Genomic DNA, 21287 nt, shown 5'->3' on the forward strand with positions numbered 1-21287 from the left:
CGCCGTTCGGCCGGGTACGCGGGCCTTGGACAGCATCGGCACCTCCGTGTCCCGGCCTACCGGACCACCCGGAACCACAGGTTCGTGACGTGCGGCATCGAGGTGAGATCCAGCCGGTCGAGCCGGATCCGCGCGCCGCCCGGGTGCTCGAACAGCCGGACCCCGTCACCCAGCAGCACCGGCGCCACCAGGACCAGCACCTCGTCGAGCAGACCCGCCTCGACGCACTGGCGGGCGACGTCGGCGCCGAGGACGTTGACGTACCTGTCACCGGCCGCCGAGCTGGCCGCCGCGATCCCGCCGGCCAGGTCGGTCACGAAGGTGACCCCCGGCACCGGCGTCGGTGGAGGCCGGTGGGTCAGCACGAACTGCGGCCCGTCCCAGCCACCCCCGAACGGCTTCCCCGCCCGCTCCGGGTCGTCCCGGTACGGGTCGTCACCGCCGAACGTACGGTTGCCGACGAGCAGCGCACCGATCCGCCCGATCAGGGCGTCGATCGGCGGGTTCGGCCCCAGATGATCGGTGAGCCAGGACATGTCGCCGTCGGGGCCGGCGATGAAGCCGTCCGCGGACATGGTGGCGGAGTACAACAGGGTGGCCATGGCGTACCTCCAGCGTGCTCGGTTGACCCGCGTTGAGACGGTGCCGCCCGGAAAAAGTCATCGGTCCGGGGCCGGCGACGCCGTGGGCGACGTGCCGGCCAACGCCGGGGCAGTGTCGTCGGTCAGGCCGGGGGCAGCGTCGCGGGCAGACCGAACGCCGCGAACAGGCCGGGATCGTGAAACGCGGTCAGCTCGACGATCCGGCCGCGTTCGATCCGGGGCACCGAGATCACAGCCGCTCGGTACGCCGGCCCGGCCGGGTCCGTCGCGCCGGGCCGGCCCAGGTAGCCCGCCAGCGCGGGGCCCCGGTTCGCTCGTGTCGGCACGAACCGGAATCGACCCACCCAGTGCGGCGAGTCCGGGTCCCAGCTCCGGGCGAGGGTGGCCAGCACCGCGTCCCGGCCCTGGAACCACATCGGGTACGGCGGCATCGCCGCCCGTACCTCCTCGGCCAGCAGTTCGGCCATGGCCGTCAGGTCGGCGCGCTCGACCGCCGTCATGTACCGCCGGAGCACCGCCCGGTCCCGCTCGCTGGGTGGCATCGGTGGCGTCCAGTCCAGCCGGTGTTCCGGCAGGTACACCCGCATGGTCTCCCGGGCCCGTTGCAGCGCGCTGTTCGCGGCCGGCACGCTGCTGCCGAGCAGTTCGGCGGTCTGCCTCGCCGACCAGCCCAGCACGTCGCGGAGGATCAGCACGGCCCGCTGCCGCGGCGGCAGCCGTTGGATGGTCGCCAGGAAGGCCAGTTCCATGGTTTCCCGGGTCACCGCCACGGCCTCGGGCTGCTCGTCGGCCGGCGCGGCCGGCTCCCACAGCCGGTCCGGGAACGGCTGGAGCCACGGTACGTCGTGTCGGGGCGGCAGCCCCACGGCCGGGTCGGACGGTCCGCCGAGCTGCTGCGGCAGCACCCGGCGGGCCCGCCCGGCGAGATGATCGAGGCAGGCGTTCGTGGCGATCCGGTAGAGCCAGGCCCGGAGCGACGACCGGCCGGCGAATCCGCCAAGCCCCTTCCAGGCCCGCAGGAACGTCTCCTGGGTCAGGTCCTCGGCCTCGTCGTACGAGCCGAGCATCCGGTAGCAGTACACCCGCAGCTCGCGCCGATGCCGCTGGACCAGCGCGGCGAACGCGGCCTCGTCCCCCGCCCGCGCCGCCGCGACGGTCGCTTCGACGTCCGTGTTCCCGATCCGCGCCCCGGTCATCAGCCCACTCTCACCCATGGGAGCGCCAGCCGCGACCCGCCGCCCCAGGAGTGGCCCGAACCGGTCGTACCGGGACGTGGCAGGCTTGCCGCATGAGCACCACACCGCGCGTCCGGGCCCCCGAGTTCCGGGGTCGAGGCTGGCTGAACACCGGCGGCCGGGACCTGAAGCTGGCCGACCTCCGGGGTCGCATCACGATCCTCGATTTCTGGACCTTCTGCTGCATCAACTGCCTGCACGTCCTGGACGAGCTACGGCCGCTGGAGGAGAAGTACGGCGACGTGCTCGTGGTCGTGGGCGTCCACTCGCCGAAGTTCGAGCACGAGAAGGACCCGGCCGCGCTGGCGGCGGCCGTCGAACGGTACGGCGTGGCGCATCCGGTGCTGGACGACCCGGAGCTGGTTACCTGGCAGCAGTACGCGGCCAAGGCGTGGCCCACGCTGTCGGTCATCGACCCCGAGGGTTACGTGGTGGCCACCATGGCCGGGGAGGGACACGCCGAGGGGCTGATCCGGCTGGTGGACGAGCTGATCAGCACCCACGAGGCGAAGGGGACGCTGCGCCGGGGCGACGGTCCGTACGTACCGCCGGTGGAGCCGACCACGGCGCTGCGGTTCCCCGGAAAGGTCGTGGCGCTGCCCGGCGGCACCCTGCTGGTCTCGGACTCGGCCCGGCACTCGCTGGTGGAGCTGGCGGCCGACGGCGAGACGGTGCTGCGCCGGATCGGTTCGGGCGACCGTGGCCGGGCCGACGGCGATCCGGCCACCGCGAGTTTCGCCGAGCCGCAGGGCATGGTGCTGCTGCCGCCGCACGCCGCCGAGATCGCCGGGTACGACCTGGTCGTCGCCGACACCGTGAACCACCTCCTGCGCGGGGTCCGGTTGGCGACCGGCGAGGTCAGCACGGTGGCCGGCAGTGGCCGGCAGTGGCGGTCGACGGTCGACGACCACGCGCACGACGCGCTGTCCGTCGACCTGTCCTCACCGTGGGACCTGGCCTGGTACGACGGCAAGGTCATCGTCGCGATGGCCGGCATCCACCAGCTCTGGTGGTTCGACCCGGTACGGCGCACCACCGGGGTCTTCGCCGGTACGACGGTGGAGGCGCTGCGCGACGGGCCGCTGCCGGACGTCTGGCTGGCGCAGCCGTCGGGCCTGTCGACGGCGCCGGACGGCGGCCGGCTGTGGATCGCGGACAGCGAGACCAGCGCGTTGCGGTACGTCGAGGACGGCGTGCTGCACACCGCCGTCGGGCAGGGCCTGTTCGACTTCGGGCACGTGGACGGCCCGGCCGACCAGGCGCTGCTCCAGCATCCGCTGGGGGTGGCGGCGCTACCCGACGGTTCGGTGCTGGTCGCCGACACCTACAACGGCGCGGTCCGGCGGTACGACCCGGCGACGAACCTCGTCTCGACGGTCGCGGCCGAGCTGGCCGAGCCGAGCGACGTGCTGCTGACCGACGACGGCGGCATCCTGGTGGTGGAGTCGGCGGCGCACCGGCTCAGCCGACTCGCCCCGGGTGCGGTGGCGGCGACCGGCGCGACGGTGGACGGGCCACGGCACCGGACCGAGCGCCCGCCGACCGACCTGGCCAGCGGTGAGGTGACCCTCGACGTGGTCTTCACCCCGGCGCCCGGGCAGAAGCTGGACGAGTCCTTCGGTCCGTCGACCCGGCTGGTGGTCTCGGCCTCCCCGCCCGAACTGCTGCTCGACGGCGCGGGCAGCGGCACCGACCTGTCCCGGCGGCTGGTGGTCAACCCCGACGTACCGGCCGGGGTGTTGCAGGTGGTGGCGCAGGCCGCGACCTGTGACGCGGAGGCCGAGCACGCGGCCTGCCACCTCACCCGGCAGGACTGGGGCGTGCCGGTGCGGGTGGTCGCCGCCGGCCCGGCCCGGCTGCCGCTGGTGCTCCGCGGCCTCGACTGAGCTGAAAGGAAGGGCCCCCTGTTATCGCTTTTTCGTATAGCAGGGGCCCCTTCTTAACGGCCGTCAAGAGGCAGCGCGCCGGGCGCCAGCGGCGCGCGCCCCGACCGAAGCACGCTGGGCGCCGGTCAAAGGGCGGGTCAGGAGACGAACGGGCGGACCGGCAGCCCGGCGTCGATCAGCGCGGTCCGGACCCGCCGGGCCAGCTCCACCGCGCCCGGGGTGTCCCCGTGCACGCAGACCGATTCCACCGGGGTGGGCACCGTCGAGCCGTCGACGGCGGTGACGGTGCCGTCCCGGGCCATCCGCACCGCCCGCTCCACCACCTCGGCCGTGTCGCTGACGACCGCCCCCGGGGCGGTACGCGGCACCAGCGTGCCCTCCGGTCGGTACCCCCGGTCGGCGAAGCCCTCGGCCACCACCCGCAGTCCGGCGCCGGCTCCGAGCTGGGCCAGCACCGAGCCGGGTTGGCACAGGATCGGCAGGTCCGGGTCGTACCCGCTGACCGCCACGACCACGGCGGCGGCCTGCGGCTCCTCCACGGCCGCCGTGTTGTAGAGCGCGCCGTGCGGCTTCACGTACCGGACCCGGGTGCCGGCGAGCCGGCAGAACGCCGCCAGCGCCCCGATCTGATAGATGATCTCGTCGCGCAGTTCGGCGTAGCCGTACTCGATCCGGCGCCGGCCGAAGCCCGCGAGGTCGCGGTAGCCGACCTGGGCGCCCACCGCGACGCCCCGGTCGGCCGCCGCCTGGCAGATCCGGCGCATCGTCGGCGCGTCACCCGCGTGGAAGCCGCAGGCGACGTTGGCCGAGCTGACGACGTCGAGCAACGCCTCGTCGTCGCCGAGCCGCCAGACGCCGAAGCCCTCGCCGAGGTCCGCGTTCAGGTCCATGCCTTCGCACGGTAGTCCGCCACGGACGCCGTCCGACCCGAACCCTTTCCAAGGGGTACGCGCCGGAGCGCGCGTGACGCAATGCACTACTCCTAAGTAACCTACGGTGTCGTAACCTGATGGGCGTGACCACCTCGGCCCCGTTCCGGATGAAGCCGGTCGACATCGGCAAGCCACGGCTGCGCGGCTGGCTGCACGCCTACGCCTTCTTCGTGGCCATCGTGTGTGGCGTCGTGCTGTGCGCCGTCGCGTCCAGCCGGCCCGGCTGGACGCCGCTGGTCGCCTGCGCCGTCTACAGCCTGACCGTGTGCGGGCTCTTCGGCACCAGCGCGCTCTACCACCGGCGGGTCTGGTCGAAGCGCGGCTACCAGGTGATGCGCCGGCTCGACCACTCCATGATCTTCGTGTTCATCGCCGGCACGTACACACCGTTCTGCCTGCTGCTCCTGCCGGGACGCGGCGGCTCGATCCTGCTCTCGGTCGTCTGGGCCGGCGCCCTGGCCGGGGTGGCGGTCAAACTGATCTGGCCGCACGCGCCACGCTGGCTCTCCGCCCCGCTCTACATCGCGCTGGGCTGGGTGGCCGTGGCCGTGCTGCCGGACATCCTGCACAACGGCGGCGTCACGGCGCTGGTGCTGCTGATGGCCGGCGGACTCGCGTACAGCGTGGGTGCGGTCTGCTACGCGCTCCGCCGCCCCAACCCGTGGCCCACGGTCTTCGGCCACCACGAGTTCTTCCACGCCTGCACGCTGGTGGCGGCCATCTGCCACCACATCGCCATCTACTTCGCGCTCTTCGCCTGACCGCTCGTACCGGCGCCGCACCCCCAGGCTCCGTTGCCGGTGGCCGTACGCGCCTCGGCGACGACCGGGCATCGCTGGCCGGTCGCCGTCGAAGCACGTACGGCGACGGGGGTCAGACCGGCGGCGGCCCCGGGCGGCGGACCTCGCGGTACTCCTCGACCACCCGGGCGTCCTGGGCCGGTACGACGGGCGTCTCCCGGACCGGCGTGGCCACCACGGTACGGCGGCGGCTCTGCCAGAACCACATGGTCAGGAGCAGGCCCACCAGACCGGCCAGCATGAGCACCCAGCCGACCACGTGAATGTTGATGAAGCCCAGGTCGGCGTCCACCGCGAACGCGAGGATCGCTCCCAGAGCGATGAGGAAGATACTTCCACCGATGCCCACTTGTCGCCCTCCTTGGCGTCCAGCTGACCGGCTGTCACCGGTCGCCGCCACCCGCGAGGTTGCGGCACACCTGGGTTTACCCATCCACTTCGATCGGCAATCGGGCAAGCTTGAGCGCATGACCGAACGCAGGATCGTGCTGTTGCGGCACGCGAAGGCGGAACGGCCCGACGGCGTCGCCGACCACGACCGGCCGTTGACGGCCCGAGGTCACGCGGACGCGGCGGCCGCGGGCGCCTGGCTGGACCACAGTGGTTACCGTCCGGACGAGGTGCTCTGCTCACCGGCCAAGCGGACCCGGCAGACCTGGCACGACGTGGCTCTGGGCATGACCGCGCCGCACGCCGGCGAGCACACCCCGGCCTCGGCGCTGACCGGCCGGGGCTCCGTCGATCCGCCGGCCGTGCCCGGCCTCGGCCCGCTGGTCCACTATGACGAGCGGGCGTACGTCGGCGGTCCCGACGAGCTGTTGGACCTGCTACGAAGCCGTGGTGACGAGGTGTCGACGGTGCTTCTGGTCGGCCACAATCCCACCATCTCCGAACTTTCCGAGGTGCTGGACCCGATCCACGCCGACCCGGACGGTCTGCGTACCTGCGGGCTGGCCGTCCACCTGCTCACCGGTGGCTGGTCGGACCTCGCCCCCGACCACGCCAGGCTGGAACGCTGGTACACCGCCCGCGGCTGACCGTCCCCGTCCAGCGCCGGGACCCGGCCGCAGCGCCGCCTCGGGCTCGGCACCGGGTGTGTTGAGAAGGGGCCCTTGCTATACGAAAAGCGATAACAAGGTGCCCTTCCTTACCGGTCAGGAGGGTGGGGCGTTCGGTGGTGGGGGGTCCGGGGGCGGCGGCATCATGGCGGTCGGGTGCGACAGCCGGTTCTCCTCCACGATGAGGGTCCGGGCGCGCTGCCTGCGGGCCTGCCAGTAGGACAGGGTGATCAGCAGGATGGCCAGGCCGGCCAGCATGAAGACCCAGCCGACGGCACGCAGGTCGATCCACCACACGTTGGCCCGGACGGCGAACGTGAAGATCGCGCCGAGCGCGATGAGGAGAATTCCGCTACCGATACCCATGTGTACTGCACTCCCCTGTGCGCGGTGACTGCTTGCTGTGGGCCGCTCGTCATTCCGCAGCGGGACGCGGTGCCGTCAGGGGTGTCTCGTGGAGTTCCGTGGGAGACCCCCGGAGGTTCCGCCGTGCCGCGAGGGCTGAATAGCCGGCTGGCCGGCGGGCAATCGCCCGCCGGCCAGTCAAAATCCGGGAGGAACCGCGCTCAGAAGGCGTCTTCGGACAGCTCCATGAGATCCACCGTGGCGGACTCGATGATCCGCCGGTCGGCGCCGATCCGCGGCAGCACCTCGCTGGCGAAGAACCGGGCCGCCGCCACCTTGCCCTCGTAGAAGGACTTGTCCCGGCCGGACACCTCGGTGCCGAGCGCCGCGAGCGCCACCTCGGCCTGCCGCTGGAGCAGCCAACCGACCACCAGGTCACCGGCGGCCAGCAGCAGCCGGCGGCTGTGCAGGCCGACCTTGTAGAGCGCCCGCGGTTCACCGCCCTGCGCCTCACCGAGCCAGCCGGTCAGGGTGCCGACGATGGTCTGGAACTCGGCGAGCGCCTTGCCCAGGGCCAGCCGCTCCTGCTTGAGCTGTCCGTTACCGCCTTCGGACTCGATGAACGCCTGGATCTCGCCGGCCACCGCCAGCAGCGCCTTGCCGCCGTCCTTCACGATCTTCCGGAAGAACAGGTCGAGGCTCTGGATCGCGGTGGTGCCCTCGTACAGGGTGTCGATCTTCGCGTCCCGGACGTACTGCTCCAGCGGGTAGTCCTGGAGGAAGCCGGAACCGCCGAAGGTCTGCAACGACTCGTGGCCGAGCATCTCGTACGCGCGTTCCGAGCCGACCCCCTTGACCAGGGGCAGCAGCAGGTCGTTCACCCGCTTGGCGAGCCGGGCGGTCTTCTCGTCGCCGGTCACCTCGGCGATGTTGATCCGGTCCTGCCAGGTGGCGGTGTAGCAGACCAACGCGCGCAGGCCCTCGGCGTACGACTTCTGCAGCATCAGCGAGCGGCGGACGTCCGGGTGCTGGGTGATGGTCACCCGGGGCGCCGCCTTGTCCGCCATCCGCAGCAGGTCGGCACCCTGCACCCGGTTCTTCGCGTACTCCAGGGCGTTCAGGTAGCCGGTGGACAGCGTGGCGATCGCCTTGGTGCCGACCATCATCCGGGCGTACTCGATGATCATGAACATCTGCCGGATGCCGTCGTGTACGTCGCCCAGCAGCCAGCCCTTGGCCGGGGTGCCGTGCTCGCCGAAGGTCAGCTCGCAGGTGTTGGAGACCTTGATGCCCATCTTGTGTTCGACGTTCGTGGCGTAGACGCCGTTGCGCTCGCCCAGCTCACCGGTCTCGGCGTCGAAGTGGTACTTCGGCACGACGAACAGTGACAGGCCCTTGGTGCCCGGACCGCCCTTGCCCTCGACCCCGACCGGCCGGGCCAGCACGTAGTGGATGATGTTGTCGCTCAGGTCGTGCTCACCCGAGGTGATGAACCGCTTGACGCCCTCGATGTGCCACGAGCCGTCCGGCTGCGGGATCGCCCGGGTCCGACCGGCGCCGACGTCCGAACCGGCGTCCGGCTCGGTGAGCACCATCGTGGAGCCCCACTGCTTGTCGATGAAGAGCCGGGCCCACCTCCGCTGCTCGTCGGTGCCCTCGACGTGCAGCACGTGCGCGAAAGAGGGGCCGGAGGCGTACATCCAGATCGGGGCGTTCGAGCCCAGCACCAGCTCGGCCAGTGCCCACCACAGCGCTCGCGGCGCACCGGTGCCGCCCAGTTCGGCGGGCAGGTCGAGCCGCCAGAACTCGGCCTCCATGAACGCCCGGAACGAGCGCTTGAACGACTCGGGCAGCGGTGCGGTGTGGGTACCGGGGTCGAAGACCGGCGGGTTCCGGTCGCTGTCGGTGTAGCTGGCCGCCAGGTCCTCCCGGGCCAGCCGATCCACCTCGGCGAGGATGCTGCGGGCGGTGTCGGCGTCGAGGTCCGCGTAGGGCTCCGAGCCGAACGCGCGCTCCACGCCGAAGACCTCGAAAAGGTTGAATTCGAGATCCCGCAGGTTGCTCTTGTAGTGGGTCATGCTCGCTGGCCCCCCGATTCGGGACAGGTGTTACCGGTCAGTAACCAGAACTGTATTACCGACTGGTAGGCCCCGACAAGCGGCACACCAAAGTGACGCCAATTACACAGTGACCCGGATCACTAACTAACCGAACCCAGCGGTCAGCCCTCGGCGGCGCCGACCTCCCAGCTCGGTACCGCGGCAGCCCCCGCCTGCTCGCTGCCGCCGTACTCCATCAGCACCAGCGCGATGTCGTCGTCGAGCCGGCCGCGCACCCACTCCACCAGCGCGGTCTCCAGCGAGGCCAACCCGTCCGCGACGGTGCCGTGGCCGAGCAACCGCCAGGCCCGGTCGGCGGTGGGGAAGAACTCCCCGTCCCGGCGGGCCTCACCCAGACCATCCGTGAACAGCAGCAACCGGTCACCCGGCTCCAGCCGCTCCACCCGGGGACGTACCACCGGCATGAAACCCAGCGGCGGCGCCGGCGCGGGCGGTTCCAGCGGGATCACCGACCCCCGGCGCAGCAGCAGCGGCGCCGGATGGCCGCAGTTGACGATCGTCAGCGTCCCGCCCCGCTCCTCCACCAGCGCCGCCGTGACGAAGTCCTCGTCCCCCACGCTGCGCGCCACCGCCCGGTCCAGGTCGGTGACGATGGCCCGCAGGTCGGCCCGCTCGTACGCGACATGCCGGTACGAGCCCAGCACGATGCTGGCCAGCCGCACGGCGTCCAGGCCCTTCCCCCGGACGTCGCCGATGATCATGCGTACCCCGTACGGCGTGTCCAGCACCTCGTAGAGGTCACCGCCGATGTCGGCCGCCGCCGTGGAGGAGATGTAGTGGCCCGCCACCGCCAGCGCGCCCACCTGCGGACCGAGCGGCCGCAGCACCGCCTGCTGCGCCACGGAGGCCAGTTTGGACAGTTCGGCGATCCGCTCGGCCTGCCGCTGCCGGAACACCGAGACGCCCGCGGCGAGCGTGGTGGCCAGGGCGATCCCGAACACGTTCACCACCACCTCGGTGGTGAGCATCCGGCCGGCGAGAGCGAACCCGACGCCGGCGACGGTGGCCAGCGCGCCGACCCCGAGCACCACCGGCCAGGCCGCGAACGCCGCGGCGAGGAACGGCACCGCCACCACGAGGCCGAGATAGCTGGTCGTCTTGCGGTCGAGCAGTTCGATCGCGCAGATGACGGCGAGCAGAGCGAGGGCCGCGCCGAGACCGGCACGGGACCCAGGACTGAGCGACCGGCGCAGCGGCCGTGGCGGATGAGTGTGTACGCCGAACAGCATGCCTGATGGATCGTCCGGACTGAACGGGTTTGGCCCCTCGGTTGAGCCGGTTCTGCCCACCCGGCGCATCGCCGGAACCCCGGACGGCACCGGACCTACTTCAGGATCTCGTACTTCACGGTGAGTTCGCCCAGGTCAACCGAGGCGATGGCGGCGAACGCCGCGCGGGACAGGTCGAGGCAGCGGCCATCGACGTATGGACCTCGATCGTTAATTCGTACCGTGACGGACTTGCCGTTCGCCGGGTTCGTCACCCGGACCCGGGTGTTGAACGGCAGCGTCTTGTGGGCCGCGGTCAGCGCGTCGGGGTTGAACGTCTCGCCATTGGCGGTCATCTGGCCCTCGTCGTAGAACGACGCGCCACAGGTGCCACTGCTCAGCACGGTGACCGCCGGGGCCTTCTTCCTACTCGCGGTCGGCTTCGGGGCGGCGGTCCGGGTCTTCGACCGGGAGGCCCGCTGCGCCGACCGGCTCGGTACGGGGCTGGCGGTGCTGGCCGACGGGCTGGGGCTGGGCGCGAGCGTACTGGCCGACACCTCGGACGGCACCGGCTCCGCCGACCAGGTGGTCGGGGTCGGGTCGCCCACCGCCACCCCGGCCGGCTGGGCGGTGAGCTGCACGGCACCCACCGTTCCGCCCACGGCCAGCGCCACGCCGACCGCGGCCGAGCTGATGACGCCGACGGGGGACCTGAAGAATCGAGGGTACGAGTGCCTACCAGCCACGGACCGCTTCCTTCCTGGGACTACAAGGACCGGCGGACCGTAGCCGGAGAAGCCCTTGGAAGGTCAACCCGATCACCCCGATTTGGTGGCATTTGCCCTTGAACGTGTACCCGATCATCCGACCCCGGGTCGGTCGACCTCCCGAAACAGGTGTCCAGATGCGAACAGAGCGCCCATATGCCCACTGAGCTGCGGAAACGCCTCCTCGAAGGCTTCCGGTGGATCGATCCCGGTGCCAACTCCGGCCACCTCGTCAGCGACACGTCCGGCTGGTGGCGCGACCCCGACCTGCTCGCCGCGCTCGGTCCGGCACTGGCCGCACCCCACCGGGCGGCCCGACCCACCGTCGTGGTCACCCCCGAGGTCACCGGGCTGCTCCTCGGCCCGCTGGTCGCCGTCGCGCTCGGCGTCGGCCTCGTACCGGCGCACAAGCCCCGGGACGGTCGGGCGGTGCCCGGGCCGACCACCTGGGCCGAGACGGCGCCGGACCACCGCGGCCGCCGGCTCGCGCTCGGCGTCCGGGATGCCCGGCTCGGCGCCGGGGACCGGGTGCTGGTCGTCGACGACTGGGTGGAGACCGGTGCCCAACTCCGCGCCCTGTACGAGGTGATCCGCTGGCGCGGTGCCGAGCCGGTCGGGGCGGCGGCGGTGGTCAGCGGCTGCCCACCCGCCACCGCCCAGCAACTCCGACTGACCTGCCTACTCCACGCCGCCGAGCTGTAAGGAAGGGCACCTTGTTACGCCCGTCTAGCCGGCGGTACGCCGTCGCTACGATCGCGCGATGCCTACCGAGTACCTGCGCGCCGACGACCGGGTCGGAATCCGGCGGGTCACCCCCGCCGACCGGGACGCCTTCGCCGCCGCCGTCCGGGCCAGTGCCGGGCTGCACGGCGCCTGGCTCGCCCTCGCGGACACCGCCGAGGCGTTCGACGCGTACGTCGCCAGTTGCGACCGGCAGACCAAGGAAGGGCTGCTGGTCTGTGCCCGGGACACCGGCGAGCTGGCCGGCTCGATCAACATCAACACCATCGTCCACGGCCGGCTCGAAGGAGCGTCGTTGGGCTACGGCGCCTTTGTCCCGTACGCGGGAAAGGGGTTTCTGAGCGCGGGCCTCGCGTTGGTGATCCGCTTCGCCTTCGAGGACCTGGGCCTGCACCGGCTGGAGGCGAACATCCAGCCCGGCAACGAGCCCTCCCGCCGGCTGGTCCAGCGGCACGGCTTCCGGTACGAAGGGCTGTCCCGGGACTACCTGTTCATCGACGGCGCCTGGCGGGACCACGAGCGCTGGGCCCTGCTCACCGACCTCCCGCACATCCCACCCGCCGGCCGCCACGACCGCCCCTGATCCCCGTCCCCCGCGCCCGACCGAAGATCCACCCGAGTTCGGCGAACTCGGGGGGTCAGAGTCGCTCGGACACCCCTGTATCGCCGAACCTGGGTGGATCAAGCTGGACAGTTGATCAGCCAGGCTCGGGCGGTCGGCGGGGGGCAGTCGCGGCGGGTTGGGCGGGTCGGGGCGGGTCGGGCGCGGCGGCCCGGTACCGGGTGGCCCGGTACGGGGCTAGGCGGTGGGTGCGGGGCGTAGCGTCGGCAGTACCTCGGTGGCGACCCGTTCCAGCACCGCCTCGTCACCGGCGTACCAGCTCGACTCGCGGGGCCAGTGCGTCAGCACGTCGGTGAAGCCGAGATCGGCGGCCCGGCCCACGGCCTCGACGAAGAAGTCGACGCTGGAAAGTGAGTAGACGGGCGCGGCGTCCAGGGACAGGTAGCGGTCCAGGCTGGCCGGGTCGCGGCCCGCCGCCGCGAGTTGCCCGTCGAGCCGATCCGCCAGTTCGGCCACCGAGCGCCACCAGGCTTCCAGGTCGTCGCCGCCGGCGCCCGTGGTCACCCAGCCCTGCCCGTACCGGGTGGCCAGCCGCATCGACCGGGGACCGTTGGCCGCCATCACGAACGGGACCCGGGGCTGTTGTACGCAGCCGGGGTTGCTCCGGGCGTCCACCGCCGCGAACCAGTCCCCGCGCCAGGTGACCCCGTCGGTCCGCAGCAGCCGGTCGAGCAGTTCGGTGAACTCGGCGAACCGGTCGACCCGCTGTCGTGGTGGCAACGTCTCGCCACCCAGCACCGCCGAGTCGAAGCCGATCCCGCCGGCGCCGAGGCCGAGTACGAGCCGTCCGGCGGAGATGTCGTCCAGTGCCGTCGCCTGGCGGGCGAAATGTACCGGGTGCCGGAAGTTCGGCGTGGCGACCAGGGTGCCCAGCCGGATCCGCGAGGTGACACCGGCCGCCGCCGTCAGCGTCGGCACGGCGTCGAACCACGGCCCGTCGGCCAGGTCCCGCCAGCCCAGGTGGTCGTACGTCCAGGCGTGGTCGAAGCCCCACTCGTCGGCCCGCTGCCAACGCCGCCGGGACTCGGCCCAACGCCGGTCCGCGAGGATCACGATGCCTACCCGCATGATCGAGAGCCTAGGCCACCTCGGCCCCCGGGAACCCTGGTTGCCTCGCGCAGCCAGGACAGCACCACATCGGCCTGGGCCCGCTGGAACGCCCGTACCGTGGGCAGACCGGGCGGTGCGGGCCGGCGGGCCACGTCGGTGAAGTACGCGCCGAGCCCAGCCAGCGCGCCGAGCAGGTCGTCGAGGTCCGCGCCGGCGCCGGCGGCGTACCGGGTCAGCAGCGCGTGCGTGTCGTGGCCGCCACCACCCAGTCGTACGTTGAGCAGCAGCAGCAACGTGTCCAGCCAGGCCGGACCCCGGCATGCCCACGGCCAGTCCACGATGTTCACCGTGCCGTCGGCGGCCAGCAGCAGGTTGTCGGCCCGGATGTCCAGGTGGACGAGCGTGTCCCCGGCCAGCGCGGCGAGCCCCCGATCGGCCCGGGGCGTCACGCAGCGGCGGACATCGCGCGCAGCACGTCCGCCGTGGCGGCGTCGGCCGGGAAGAAGGTCTCGATGGAGATCTCGTCGAGGGTCACGTCTCGCGGGTAGCCGAACACCGTGCTCGTGTAGAGCAACGCCAGCTCGCCGAACTCGGTGGCCAGCCGCAGCGGCACCACCAGGTCATCGGCCGGGCCGACGCCGTCGTACCCGCCGGTCCGCTCCGGATCGGGGTACGCCTCCAGGTCGGCCAGCAGTTCCGCCAGGCCGTACGCCGCGGTCCGCGCGAGTTGCCGGCGGACCCGGCGCAGGACGTGCGCCCGCCACTGCGCGAGGTTCCGGATCCGCCCCGCCAGACCGTCCGGGTGCAGCGTCGCGCGCAGCACATTGATCGGGGGCGACAACAATTCCTCGGGTACGTCCCGCAGGAAGGCGGTCATCGCGTTGTTGGCGGCGAGCAGCTCCCAGCGTACGTTCACGGCCAGCGCCGGGTTGGGTTCGTGTCCGGCCAGTACGGCGGCCACGGCCGTTCGCGCCGCGCCCAGATCGGCGAACGCGCGTTCGGGGTGGGCCGGCGCGAACCCGGCCGCCAGGTAGAGGGCGTTGCGCTCGCGCAGCGGCACCTCAAGCTCGTCACACAGCCGCTCGATCATGTCCCGACTCGGCCTCGCCCGACCCGTCTCGATGAAGCTCAGGTGCCGGGTGGACAACTCGGCCGACAGCGACACGTCGAGCTGGGAACGACCCCGGCGCTCCCGCCAGCGACGTACCAGGATCCCGACCGGCTCGGTGGTGCTCATGTCCTCACTTTTGCCCGCCCGCCCGCGCCTCGGCAATGACCTCGGAGGTAATCGACAGCGCGCGGGTCCGGCCCGCAGGGTTCCAGGTGCGGCGTTCGCCGCTGCCGGGCCGCCGGATCCGACCCCGGCCGGCCGGCCCGGCACTTGCGACGGAAGGGATGGAACCCTCATGACCGACACCACCGACATCACCACATCGACCGGAACCACCGGCGCCACCGAACCGGCTGGAACCAGTGGGACCAGTGGGACCAGTGGGACCAGTGGATCGGCCGGGACCAGCGGATCGGCCGAGGCCCGGCACGCGGACACCCTCGACCACTACCTGCGGTTCTGGAACGCGGACAGCCCCGCCGACCAACAGCGGCTCGCGGCGGAAACCTTCGCCGACGGCGTCGAGTACCGCGCACCGGTCGGCCTACTCACCGGCTGGCGGGCGCTGGCCGCCTTCCACGATCAGTTCATCGGCCACGTGGGCGCGGCGGCGCTCCGCCAGCGGGCAGAGTCGCAGTTCCACCACGACCGCGCCCGATTCCGGTGGGAGATCGTGGTCGGCGAGGACTCGTTCGCCGAGGGAACCGACGTGCTGGCCTTCGACGCGGACGGTCGGATCACCTCGGTGGCCTCGTTCCTGGACCGGCCGCCGAAGGGCTTCGATCCGCACGCCCACGACTGAGCCCCATCCCGGCGGGTCAGACGGGTCTGGCGGTCAGGCGAAGCGTTCGGTTGTGACCGGGATGAGTCCCTGCCAGCGCATCCCGGTCGTCAGCTTCCGCAGCACCGGGCCGATGGCATCGGTCCGGTCGCTGCGAAGGTTCACGGTCACGTCCAGGCACCAGGCCAGGCCCGTGCCGATCCGCCGGAGATCCCAGGCGAAGAGGTCGCCGTCGACCCGGAGGCGTGCGCTGCCGAAGACCCGACCCCGATGCTCCCCCGGACTGTCGGGCATCGACATCCGCCAGGTCGCACCGAGGTACGCCAACCCGGTCGGAGTCAGCTCGTTGGCGAACAGGATCCGGTAGACGCGCGTCTCGTGGAATCCAGGTGGGGTTTCGTCCGCACCCAGCCGCAGTGGAGGGGACACCGCCAAGGGCTCGGCGGCGCCGAAGAAGGTGCGCAGCGTCTCCTCCCCGGGCAGGTCGCCGTCATTGAGTTGGCGGTACGCAACCGCGGCCTCGTGACGGGGGGCGGCGACCACCCGGCACCGGAGCCGGGCGTCGGTGCGGATCGCGCGACTCAGGGACGCCGAACTCCACCAGCCATCGCCCCCGGCCGACCAGCCGGCGCTGCTGAGGGCAACGCTGGTGCAGTCCTCGGCCAGCAGAAACTCCTCCACCAGGATTCCTTCGACCCGTCGCCCGCCGGTCCGGGGATCTGCTCCAGCCGACCCGACACCCGTACTCCCCGGCCCGTCCGGATAGACCAGGTAGTAGTCCAGCGTCCCGATGTCGGGGCGAACCACCGGACTCCGGTCGGCGCGTAACGTCGTCACACCTGACATCTTCTGCCGCCGACGTCCCCGGACGAAGCACCCGGCCGCTGAATCGGCCGGTGCGTCGCAACGCCGGAACCAACCTCTCTTGGTTCAGTCTCCACGGTACGAGGAGAAGTACAGGGGCGGCCCCTGCCCCTTGAGGCGCACGACGGCTTACGTCTCGTCGTCGGGTTGTCAGGCGTGGGAGTAGGCGCCTGTGTTGAGGTCCTCCAGGAGGGTGGGGCCGGTGGGTGTCCAGCCGAGGATTTCCTGGGTGCGAGTACTGGAGGCGGGGATGTCCATGCCGAAGAATCCGCCGATCCAGCCGAAGTGAGCTGGTGCGTTCTCGGCCGAGATGGAGGCGACGGGCAGGTCGAGCGCGTGGCCGATCGCCTCGGCGATCTGGCGTGTCGGGACTCCTTCCTCGGCGACCGCGTGCAGGAGCGAGCCCGCGGGTGCCTTCTCCAGCCCGAGGTGGACGAGGCGGGCGGCATCGGAGCGATGCACTGCGGGCCACTGGTTCGTACCGTCGCCGATGTAGCAGGCAACGCCCTTCTCCCGCGCGATACCGACGAGAGTGGACATGAGTCCGTTGTCGCCCGCGCCGTGCGTGGTGGGGGCGAACCGCACCCCGACCACGTGCACGCCTCGGGCGAGGTAGTCCAGTGCGAGGTTCTCGCCGCCGCCGCGAGGGGTGTCGGGGCCGTGGAACGGGGAGGCATCGTCTTCGGTGACGGGACGACCACCGCCGACCGGGATGATGCCCGAGGCGAACAGGAACGGCCGACCCGAACCCTCGAGGGTGTCCCCGATTGCCTCGATCGCGGCTCGCTCGGCCTTGTTCGAGACGGCGGGGTTGTCGAAGTCGTGCTTGTTGGCGAGATGAATCACGGCCTCCGCGTCCGCGGCGCCCGCGCGGATGCCGTCGAGGTCGTCGAGGTCGCCGCGCCGGACCGTGACGCCCATGGCTTCCAGAGCGGCGGCGGAGGTGTCGGAGCGGGCGAGGCCGACGACGTCGTGACCGGCCGCGAGCAGCTCGTCGACGGTGGCGGAGCCGATCCAGCCGGATGCCCCGGTGACGAAAACGCGCATGAATGGATCTCCTTCTTGATGCCGGCCAACCAACACCCGGTGATGTCAGTTGCTGTCGTCACCTTAGCATGATGTCAGCCACTGTCATCAGTATGCTCTCGCCATGGCGCGATGGGATCCAGGTGCGAGGCAGCGCCTACAGATGGCGGCACTGGAGCTCTACGTCCGACAAGGCTTCGAGAAGACGACCGTCGAAGAGATCGCCCAGAGCGTCGGCCTGACCGAGCGCACGTTCTTCCGTCACTTCGCCGACAAGCGCGAGGTGCTGTTCGACGGACAGGACCTGCTGCAACAGGCGTTCCTGGACGGCGTGCGCGCGGCCCCGCCGTCCGCGTCGCCACTGGAGATGGTCACCGCAGCCCTGGCGGTCTCGGCGGAGTCCTTCGCCGACGAACGACGGCCCTGGTCACGTCAGCGCCACGCGGTCATCATGGCGAACCCCGGCCTACTGGAACGCGAGCTGCTGAAGAGGGCATCGCTCGCGGCGGTGGTAGCCGGCGCGTTGCGGGCGCGCGGCGTCGCCGAGCGAGCGGCCGTCCTCGCGGCGGAAACCGGCGTGACGGTTTTCAGCGTGGCCTTCTCCGAGTGGATCGCCGAGGACGAACACAGGTCACTAGCCGAGGTCGAGCGTGAGGTGCTGGAAGAACTGAAAGCACTGGCAGCTTGACATTCGTCGCCGTCGAAGCCCCGATGGCCGGCGGCGATGCGCAAGATCAGTCCGAACGGTGCAAGATCACGTGCAACCTAAGCGCGGACGGTGCAGTCTCGACGCGTACAGGACATAACACAACCAGAATCACGCGACACCAGTAGGGCGTAGTTGAAGCTTTACCGGCGGACGCCCACGCCCGCCGCATGGCCCACATCGCCCGCTACCCGGCGGCGACGATCCGGTCAATTGACAGACATCCGCCGATCAAATCAATTGACAGACATTAATTGATGCGGTCAACTGGCGACACCCGTATCCCCCGGCTCACCCAGGAGGACCCTCTTGCGTACGCTCCTGACCCTCGCCGCGGCCGCCGTCTGCGCCGCCGGTGCACTGGCCGTCCCCGCAGCGGCGGCGCAGGCCGATCCGGCCGGCACCGCCCCGGCCGGCGCGACCGTCCCGGCCGACGCCTGCGCCGGTACCGTCCAGATCCAGTCGCTCACCTTCGACCCGCCGCGGGTGGTTCCGGGCCAGGCCGTCCACGCCACGGCCGTCGGGCAGAACTGCACCGCCCAACAGCAACAGGTCGGCACGGCGATCTACGCCCGGTTCGTCGGCTCCACCCCCGGCATCCCCACCGGCTGCCCGACCCTCCCCGCGCTGCCTGGCTGGGCGGTCACCGTCGATCCGGGCGCGACCTTCAGCTGGCGCGAGGGTTACTCTGTGCCCTCCGGCTGTACGGCCACCGGTCTGGAGGTCACGGCCCGGTTAGACGCCACCGGCGCCCAGCTCGCCCAGACCGCCACGGTGCCGATCGACCCGCCGCCGGCGATGCCCTGCACCGTGAGCTACCGCACCGGGAGCGAGTGGCCGGGAGGCTTCACCGCCCAGATCACCATCAAGAACACCAGCACCGTGCCGGTCAACGGTTGGACGCTCAGCTTCACCTTCCCCGGTGACCAGCACATCGTCCAGTCCTGGTCCGCCACCGCCCAGCAGAGCGGTGCCACCGTCACGGCCCAGAACGCCAGCTACAACCCCCTGGTGGCACCGGGCGCCTCGGTGGTCTTCGGCGTCCTGGGCACCTGGCAGGCCAGCGACGCGGTGCCGATCGCGTTCAAGCTCAACAACGTCAGCTGCGCCGCCGGGTAGCCCGCGCACCGGACCGCGGGGCGTCTGGGCGGCCAGGCGCCCCGGGGGCCATGTCCAATACCGCCAGAGCGCGACCGTTGGTGCCTACGAGCAAAACGGAAGCCCTGGCGGGACCATCGGTCCTGACCAGGGCTTCCATGTGTGGAGCGGGTGACGGGAATCGAACCCGCACTGTCAGCTTGGGAAGCTGATGTTCTGCCATTGAACTACACCCGCAGGCGGGCCTCACTCTACCCGGTCGATCGGGCTCCGCGCACCGGGGTACCACCGCGCCGCACCACGCCGGACAATCGCACAATGCCGGACCGACCGACCCGCCATACCCGACCGGCCACGGCGGCACGCCAGACCCACCGGCAAGATCACAGAATACGGGCTCGTCCGCTATGAGCGGGATCGGACACAGACCCGAACGACAATCGCAACGCATCGTTGTTTTCAGATGCCTCGATAGCTTGTAACGTCTCCTGCACGTTTCACCACCGGCGCGACACACCCCCGGTCGCGCCGCCAGGAGAAGAGGTCTGCCCATGGGGCTGCGTCACCACCTGCCGACCTGGCGATCCGCCGGCGTCGCCTCCACCTCACTCGCTCTCGTCATCAGCGGTGCCGCCTTCGGCGTCACCGTCGCACCGGCCGCCGCGATGGCCGCCGAATCGCACGGTTGCACGCCGTCCGCCGACGCGCCAGCAGCCGCGAAGGTACGCGCCGGAGGCTCCGCCAAGCATGACCCGGACGCGCTGAGCACCGCCGAGGTCTCCCGGCGCGAAGCCGAGTTGACCAACATGCTCAATGAGCGTGCCCGCGGCAAGGCGCTCGGGCCAACGGTGCTCGCCTCGATCACCATTCCGGTGGTCGTCCACGTCATCGAGGAGAACACCACCCGGGCCGGCGGCAACATTCCGGACTCGATGATCACGTCGCAGATCAGCGTGCTGAACCAGGCGTACGCCGGGTCGACCGGTGGCGCGGCCACCGCGTTCGCCTTCCAGCTCCAGAGCATCGACCGTACGGTGAACCCGAGCTGGTACCCGATCGTGGAGGGGTCCTCGGCCGAGCGGAGCATGAAGAGCTCGCTGCGTACGGGCGGCAAGAACACCCTGAACCTCTACCTCGGTGAGCTGAGCGACGACCTGCTCGGCTGGGCGACCTTCCCGACCAGGACCCTGAGCAGCCAGGACGGCGTGGTGGCGCTCAATGAGTCGCTGCCGGGCGGTACGGCCACCAACTACAACCTGGGTGACACGGCCACTCATGAGGTGGGCCACTGGCTGAACCTCTACCACACCTTCCAGGGCGGCTGCGCCGCCAGCGGCGACCAGGTCTCGGACACCCCATCCGAGAAGTCGGCCGCCTACCAGTGCCCGACCGGCCGGGACACGTGCAGTGCGACCGGCGCCGACCCGATCCACAACTTCATGGACTACACGTACGACTCCTGCATGTACCAGTTCACGGCGGGCCAGGCGACCCGGATGCTGAACGGCTGGAACACGTACCGCGCGCCCTGACGGCCGATTGATCCACGGCCGCGCGCGAAGGTCCGACCGGGCCAGCGGCGGCGGATGAGAACGGCGGTGCACACGGCGGCGCCGGCCTCCCGGGGAGGGGAGACCGGCGCCGTCATCGCGTCCCGGCGTTAACCGGGGGCCCTTCCTCTACGAAAAGCGATAAGAAGGTGCCCTTCCTTTCAGTTCAGACGTGTTCGGGGCGGCGGGAGCGGGTCCGCCGGCCACCGGAGATGGTCCGGACGCTGGTGCCGGGTCGGGTCGCCCCCGGGTCCAGCCAGACCTGTACGGCCGGCGGGCCGGGTCGGCCGCCGTTCACCGGGCCCGGCCCGTCACCGCGCCGGGCCACCATGGCGACGTCGACGGTGAACTCGAACAGCCGCCAGTCGACGTGCGGCGCGGCCCGCAGCTCGCCGGCCAGTTCGGCCACCCGGGCCCGATCGGTGACCGGGCGGGCCCGGCCGGCCACGTACGCCTCGTCGTCGCTGTCCTCCGGTGGGAACGAGTGCAGCGCGTACCGGCCGTCACGTTCCAGGTCGCGCCGCTTGGGTGAGTCGACGACGAAGCAGTAGAGCCCGTCGGCGGTGATCACCGGCGACACCGGATGCACCCGCGGGCCACCGTCGGCACGCACGGTCGCCAGGTAGCCGAGGCCCGGCCCGTACTGCTGGATGAGGCCACGGATGGCCGCGGCGAGCTGGGGCTCGTCGGTGGCGAATTCGGTCCAGGATGCCATGCGACGATTCTATCGAACGCATGTTCGAAGGACCATCCGAACACGCCAACCGGGCCCCCGAGGTGGTCGT

The 21287-nt window shown here is 71.2% G+C and carries 22 protein-coding genes, 1 tRNA gene and 1 pseudogene; 9 read left to right on the forward strand and 15 right to left on the reverse strand.

All coding sequences use genetic code 11. The features are described 5' to 3' along the window. Positions 1-56: 56 nt before the first annotated feature. Together ACXN5W_RS08040 and ACXN5W_RS08045 are read right to left on the reverse strand one after the other, a co-directional pair. Positions 57-602 carry a dihydrofolate reductase family protein gene (locus ACXN5W_RS08040; RefSeq protein ID WP_473157532.1) on the reverse strand — a complete coding sequence of 182 codons (546 nt, stop codon included), beginning with the start codon at positions 600-602 and terminating at the stop codon, positions 57-59. Positions 603-724: 122 nt separating this feature from the next. Further along, the gene (locus ACXN5W_RS08045) at positions 725-1798 is read right to left on the reverse strand and encodes a sigma-70 family RNA polymerase sigma factor (RefSeq protein WP_473157533.1); all 1074 of its coding nucleotides are present in this window, start codon (positions 1796-1798) and stop codon (positions 725-727) included. Between the two features lie 92 nt (positions 1799-1890). Here ACXN5W_RS08045 and ACXN5W_RS08050 point away from each other — a divergent pair, with 92 nt between their 5' ends. Beyond that, positions 1891-3723 (forward strand): NHL domain-containing thioredoxin family protein, encoded by a 1833-nt coding sequence (locus tag ACXN5W_RS08050; protein WP_473157534.1) that lies wholly within the window; start codon positions 1891-1893, stop codon positions 3721-3723. Between the two features lie 137 nt (positions 3724-3860). Here the strand turns inward: ACXN5W_RS08050 and ACXN5W_RS08055 are convergent, their stop codons facing one another. Beyond that, positions 3861-4613 (reverse strand): LamB/YcsF family protein, encoded by a 753-nt coding sequence (locus ACXN5W_RS08055; protein ID WP_473157535.1) that lies wholly within the window; start codon positions 4611-4613, stop codon positions 3861-3863. A gap of 125 nt (positions 4614-4738) precedes the next feature. Between ACXN5W_RS08055 and trhA the strand changes: the two genes are divergently transcribed. Further along, positions 4739-5416, forward strand: coding sequence for a PAQR family membrane homeostasis protein TrhA (trhA, locus tag ACXN5W_RS08060; RefSeq protein ID WP_473157536.1), 678 nt, complete (start codon positions 4739-4741; stop codon positions 5414-5416). A gap of 112 nt (positions 5417-5528) precedes the next feature. Here the strand turns inward: trhA and ACXN5W_RS08065 are convergent, their stop codons facing one another. Continuing rightward, on the reverse strand, positions 5529-5804 hold the full coding sequence (locus ACXN5W_RS08065; RefSeq protein WP_473157537.1) for a DUF6458 family protein: 276 nt from the start codon (positions 5802-5804) through the stop codon (positions 5529-5531). Between the two features lie 118 nt (positions 5805-5922). Here ACXN5W_RS08065 and ACXN5W_RS08070 point away from each other — a divergent pair, with 118 nt between their 5' ends. After that, complete coding sequence (locus ACXN5W_RS08070; protein WP_473157538.1) at positions 5923-6492, forward strand: SixA phosphatase family protein; 570 nt, start codon at positions 5923-5925, stop codon at positions 6490-6492. Positions 6493-6609: 117 nt separating this feature from the next. On the opposite strand, the gene ACXN5W_RS08075 is transcribed toward ACXN5W_RS08070, so the two are convergent. The 4 genes from ACXN5W_RS08075 to ACXN5W_RS08090 form a co-directional block, all read right to left on the reverse strand. Next, entirely contained in the window at positions 6610-6879 is a 270-nt protein-coding gene (locus ACXN5W_RS08075) for a DUF6458 family protein (RefSeq protein ID WP_473157539.1), read from the reverse strand. Positions 6880-7079: 200 nt separating this feature from the next. After that, complete coding sequence (locus tag ACXN5W_RS08080) at positions 7080-8936, reverse strand: acyl-CoA dehydrogenase (RefSeq protein ID WP_473157540.1); 1857 nt, start codon at positions 8934-8936, stop codon at positions 7080-7082. Positions 8937-9079: 143 nt separating this feature from the next. Beyond that, a complete protein-coding gene (locus ACXN5W_RS08085) occupies positions 9080-10207 on the reverse strand; it encodes a PP2C family protein-serine/threonine phosphatase (protein ID WP_473157541.1) in 1128 nt (375 codons plus the stop codon). Between the two features lie 95 nt (positions 10208-10302). Beyond that, on the reverse strand, positions 10303-10932 hold the full coding sequence (locus ACXN5W_RS08090; RefSeq protein WP_473157542.1) for a septal ring lytic transglycosylase RlpA family protein: 630 nt from the start codon (positions 10930-10932) through the stop codon (positions 10303-10305). Positions 10933-11109: 177 nt separating this feature from the next. Between ACXN5W_RS08090 and ACXN5W_RS08095 the strand changes: the two genes are divergently transcribed. Both ACXN5W_RS08095 and ACXN5W_RS08100 read left to right on the forward strand, forming a co-directional pair. After that, on the forward strand, positions 11110-11655 hold the full coding sequence (locus tag ACXN5W_RS08095; protein WP_473157543.1) for a phosphoribosyltransferase family protein: 546 nt from the start codon (positions 11110-11112) through the stop codon (positions 11653-11655). 58 nt (positions 11656-11713) lie between these two features. Further along, on the forward strand, positions 11714-12277 hold the full coding sequence (locus tag ACXN5W_RS08100; protein ID WP_473157544.1) for a GNAT family N-acetyltransferase: 564 nt from the start codon (positions 11714-11716) through the stop codon (positions 12275-12277). Between the two features lie 216 nt (positions 12278-12493). Here the strand turns inward: ACXN5W_RS08100 and ACXN5W_RS08105 are convergent, their stop codons facing one another. From ACXN5W_RS08105 to ACXN5W_RS08115, 3 genes and pseudogenes are all read right to left on the reverse strand, one after another. Then, positions 12494-13384, reverse strand: coding sequence for an LLM class flavin-dependent oxidoreductase (locus ACXN5W_RS08105; RefSeq protein ID WP_473157545.1), 891 nt, complete (start codon positions 13382-13384; stop codon positions 12494-12496). Further along, a pseudogene (locus ACXN5W_RS08110) lies at positions 13375-13803 on the reverse strand (aminoglycoside phosphotransferase family protein); the annotation flags it as partial. The gene ACXN5W_RS08105 and the pseudogene ACXN5W_RS08110, both read right to left, overlap by 10 nt. A gap of 8 nt (positions 13804-13811) precedes the next feature. Next, positions 13812-14603, reverse strand: coding sequence for a helix-turn-helix domain-containing protein (locus tag ACXN5W_RS08115; protein ID WP_473157546.1), 792 nt, complete (start codon positions 14601-14603; stop codon positions 13812-13814). Positions 14604-14772: 169 nt separating this feature from the next. Between ACXN5W_RS08115 and ACXN5W_RS08120 the strand changes: the two genes are divergently transcribed. Beyond that, positions 14773-15279, forward strand: a complete 507-nt coding sequence (locus ACXN5W_RS08120) for an isomerase (protein WP_473157547.1) — start codon at positions 14773-14775, stop codon at positions 15277-15279. Positions 15280-15312: 33 nt separating this feature from the next. Here the strand turns inward: ACXN5W_RS08120 and ACXN5W_RS08125 are convergent, their stop codons facing one another. Together ACXN5W_RS08125 and ACXN5W_RS08130 are read right to left on the reverse strand one after the other, a co-directional pair. After that, positions 15313-16095, reverse strand: coding sequence for a hypothetical protein (locus ACXN5W_RS08125; protein WP_473157548.1), 783 nt, complete (start codon positions 16093-16095; stop codon positions 15313-15315). Positions 16096-16272: 177 nt separating this feature from the next. Then, the gene (locus ACXN5W_RS08130; protein WP_473157549.1) at positions 16273-17169 is read right to left on the reverse strand and encodes an SDR family oxidoreductase; all 897 of its coding nucleotides are present in this window, start codon (positions 17167-17169) and stop codon (positions 16273-16275) included. A gap of 142 nt (positions 17170-17311) precedes the next feature. On the opposite strand from ACXN5W_RS08130, the gene ACXN5W_RS08135 reads away from it, so the two are divergent. Both ACXN5W_RS08135 and ACXN5W_RS08140 read left to right on the forward strand, forming a co-directional pair. Beyond that, on the forward strand, positions 17312-17836 hold the full coding sequence (locus ACXN5W_RS08135) for a TetR/AcrR family transcriptional regulator (RefSeq protein WP_473157550.1): 525 nt from the start codon (positions 17312-17314) through the stop codon (positions 17834-17836). Between the two features lie 327 nt (positions 17837-18163). Next, positions 18164-18973 (forward strand): cellulose binding domain-containing protein, encoded by an 810-nt coding sequence (locus tag ACXN5W_RS08140; RefSeq protein WP_473157551.1) that lies wholly within the window; start codon positions 18164-18166, stop codon positions 18971-18973. A 142-nt stretch (positions 18974-19115) separates the two neighbouring features. On the opposite strand, the gene ACXN5W_RS08145 is transcribed toward ACXN5W_RS08140, so the two are convergent. Continuing rightward, positions 19116-19189, reverse strand: a tRNA-Gly gene (locus ACXN5W_RS08145). A 314-nt stretch (positions 19190-19503) separates the two neighbouring features. Between ACXN5W_RS08145 and ACXN5W_RS08150 the strand changes: the two genes are divergently transcribed. Next, entirely contained in the window at positions 19504-20484 is a 981-nt protein-coding gene (locus ACXN5W_RS08150) for a zinc metalloprotease (protein WP_473157552.1), read from the forward strand. 184 nt (positions 20485-20668) lie between these two features. On the opposite strand, the gene ACXN5W_RS08155 is transcribed toward ACXN5W_RS08150, so the two are convergent. Beyond that, the gene (locus ACXN5W_RS08155) at positions 20669-21217 is read right to left on the reverse strand and encodes a pyridoxamine 5'-phosphate oxidase family protein (RefSeq protein WP_473157553.1); all 549 of its coding nucleotides are present in this window, start codon (positions 21215-21217) and stop codon (positions 20669-20671) included. Between the last annotated feature and the right edge of the window lie 70 nt (positions 21218-21287).

This window comes from Plantactinospora sp. A48 (assembly GCF_055793945.1).

Coding starts and splice junctions, on each gene's coding strand:
- ACXN5W_RS08135 (WP_473157550.1), top strand. CDS start 17,312: ATGGCGGCACTGGAGCTCTACGTCCGACAAGGCTTCGAGAAGACGACC.
- ACXN5W_RS08150 (WP_473157552.1), top strand. CDS start 19,504: ATGGGGCTGCGTCACCACCTGCCGACCTGGCGATCCGCCGGCGTCGCC.
- ACXN5W_RS08080 (WP_473157540.1), bottom strand. CDS start 8,936: ATGACCCACTACAAGAGCAACCTGCGGGATCTCGAATTCAACCTTTTC.
- ACXN5W_RS08075 (WP_473157539.1), bottom strand. CDS start 6,879: ATGGGTATCGGTAGCGGAATTCTCCTCATCGCGCTCGGCGCGATCTTC.
- ACXN5W_RS08155 (WP_473157553.1), bottom strand. CDS start 21,217: ATGGCATCCTGGACCGAATTCGCCACCGACGAGCCCCAGCTCGCCGCG.
- ACXN5W_RS08095 (WP_473157543.1), top strand. CDS start 11,110: ATGCCCACTGAGCTGCGGAAACGCCTCCTCGAAGGCTTCCGGTGGATC.
- ACXN5W_RS08120 (WP_473157547.1), top strand. CDS start 14,773: ATGACCGACACCACCGACATCACCACATCGACCGGAACCACCGGCGCC.
- ACXN5W_RS08055 (WP_473157535.1), bottom strand. CDS start 4,613: ATGGACCTGAACGCGGACCTCGGCGAGGGCTTCGGCGTCTGGCGGCTC.
- ACXN5W_RS08105 (WP_473157545.1), bottom strand. CDS start 13,384: ATGCGGGTAGGCATCGTGATCCTCGCGGACCGGCGTTGGGCCGAGTCC.
- ACXN5W_RS08130 (WP_473157549.1), bottom strand. CDS start 17,169: ATGCGCGTTTTCGTCACCGGGGCATCCGGCTGGATCGGCTCCGCCACC.
- ACXN5W_RS08115 (WP_473157546.1), bottom strand. CDS start 14,603: ATGAGCACCACCGAGCCGGTCGGGATCCTGGTACGTCGCTGGCGGGAG.
- ACXN5W_RS08070 (WP_473157538.1), top strand. CDS start 5,923: ATGACCGAACGCAGGATCGTGCTGTTGCGGCACGCGAAGGCGGAACGG.
- ACXN5W_RS08085 (WP_473157541.1), bottom strand. CDS start 10,207: ATGCTGTTCGGCGTACACACTCATCCGCCACGGCCGCTGCGCCGGTCG.
- ACXN5W_RS08040 (WP_473157532.1), bottom strand. CDS start 602: ATGGCCACCCTGTTGTACTCCGCCACCATGTCCGCGGACGGCTTCATC.
- ACXN5W_RS08050 (WP_473157534.1), top strand. CDS start 1,891: ATGAGCACCACACCGCGCGTCCGGGCCCCCGAGTTCCGGGGTCGAGGC.
- ACXN5W_RS08045 (WP_473157533.1), bottom strand. CDS start 1,798: ATGACCGGGGCGCGGATCGGGAACACGGACGTCGAAGCGACCGTCGCG.
- ACXN5W_RS08100 (WP_473157544.1), top strand. CDS start 11,714: ATGCCTACCGAGTACCTGCGCGCCGACGACCGGGTCGGAATCCGGCGG.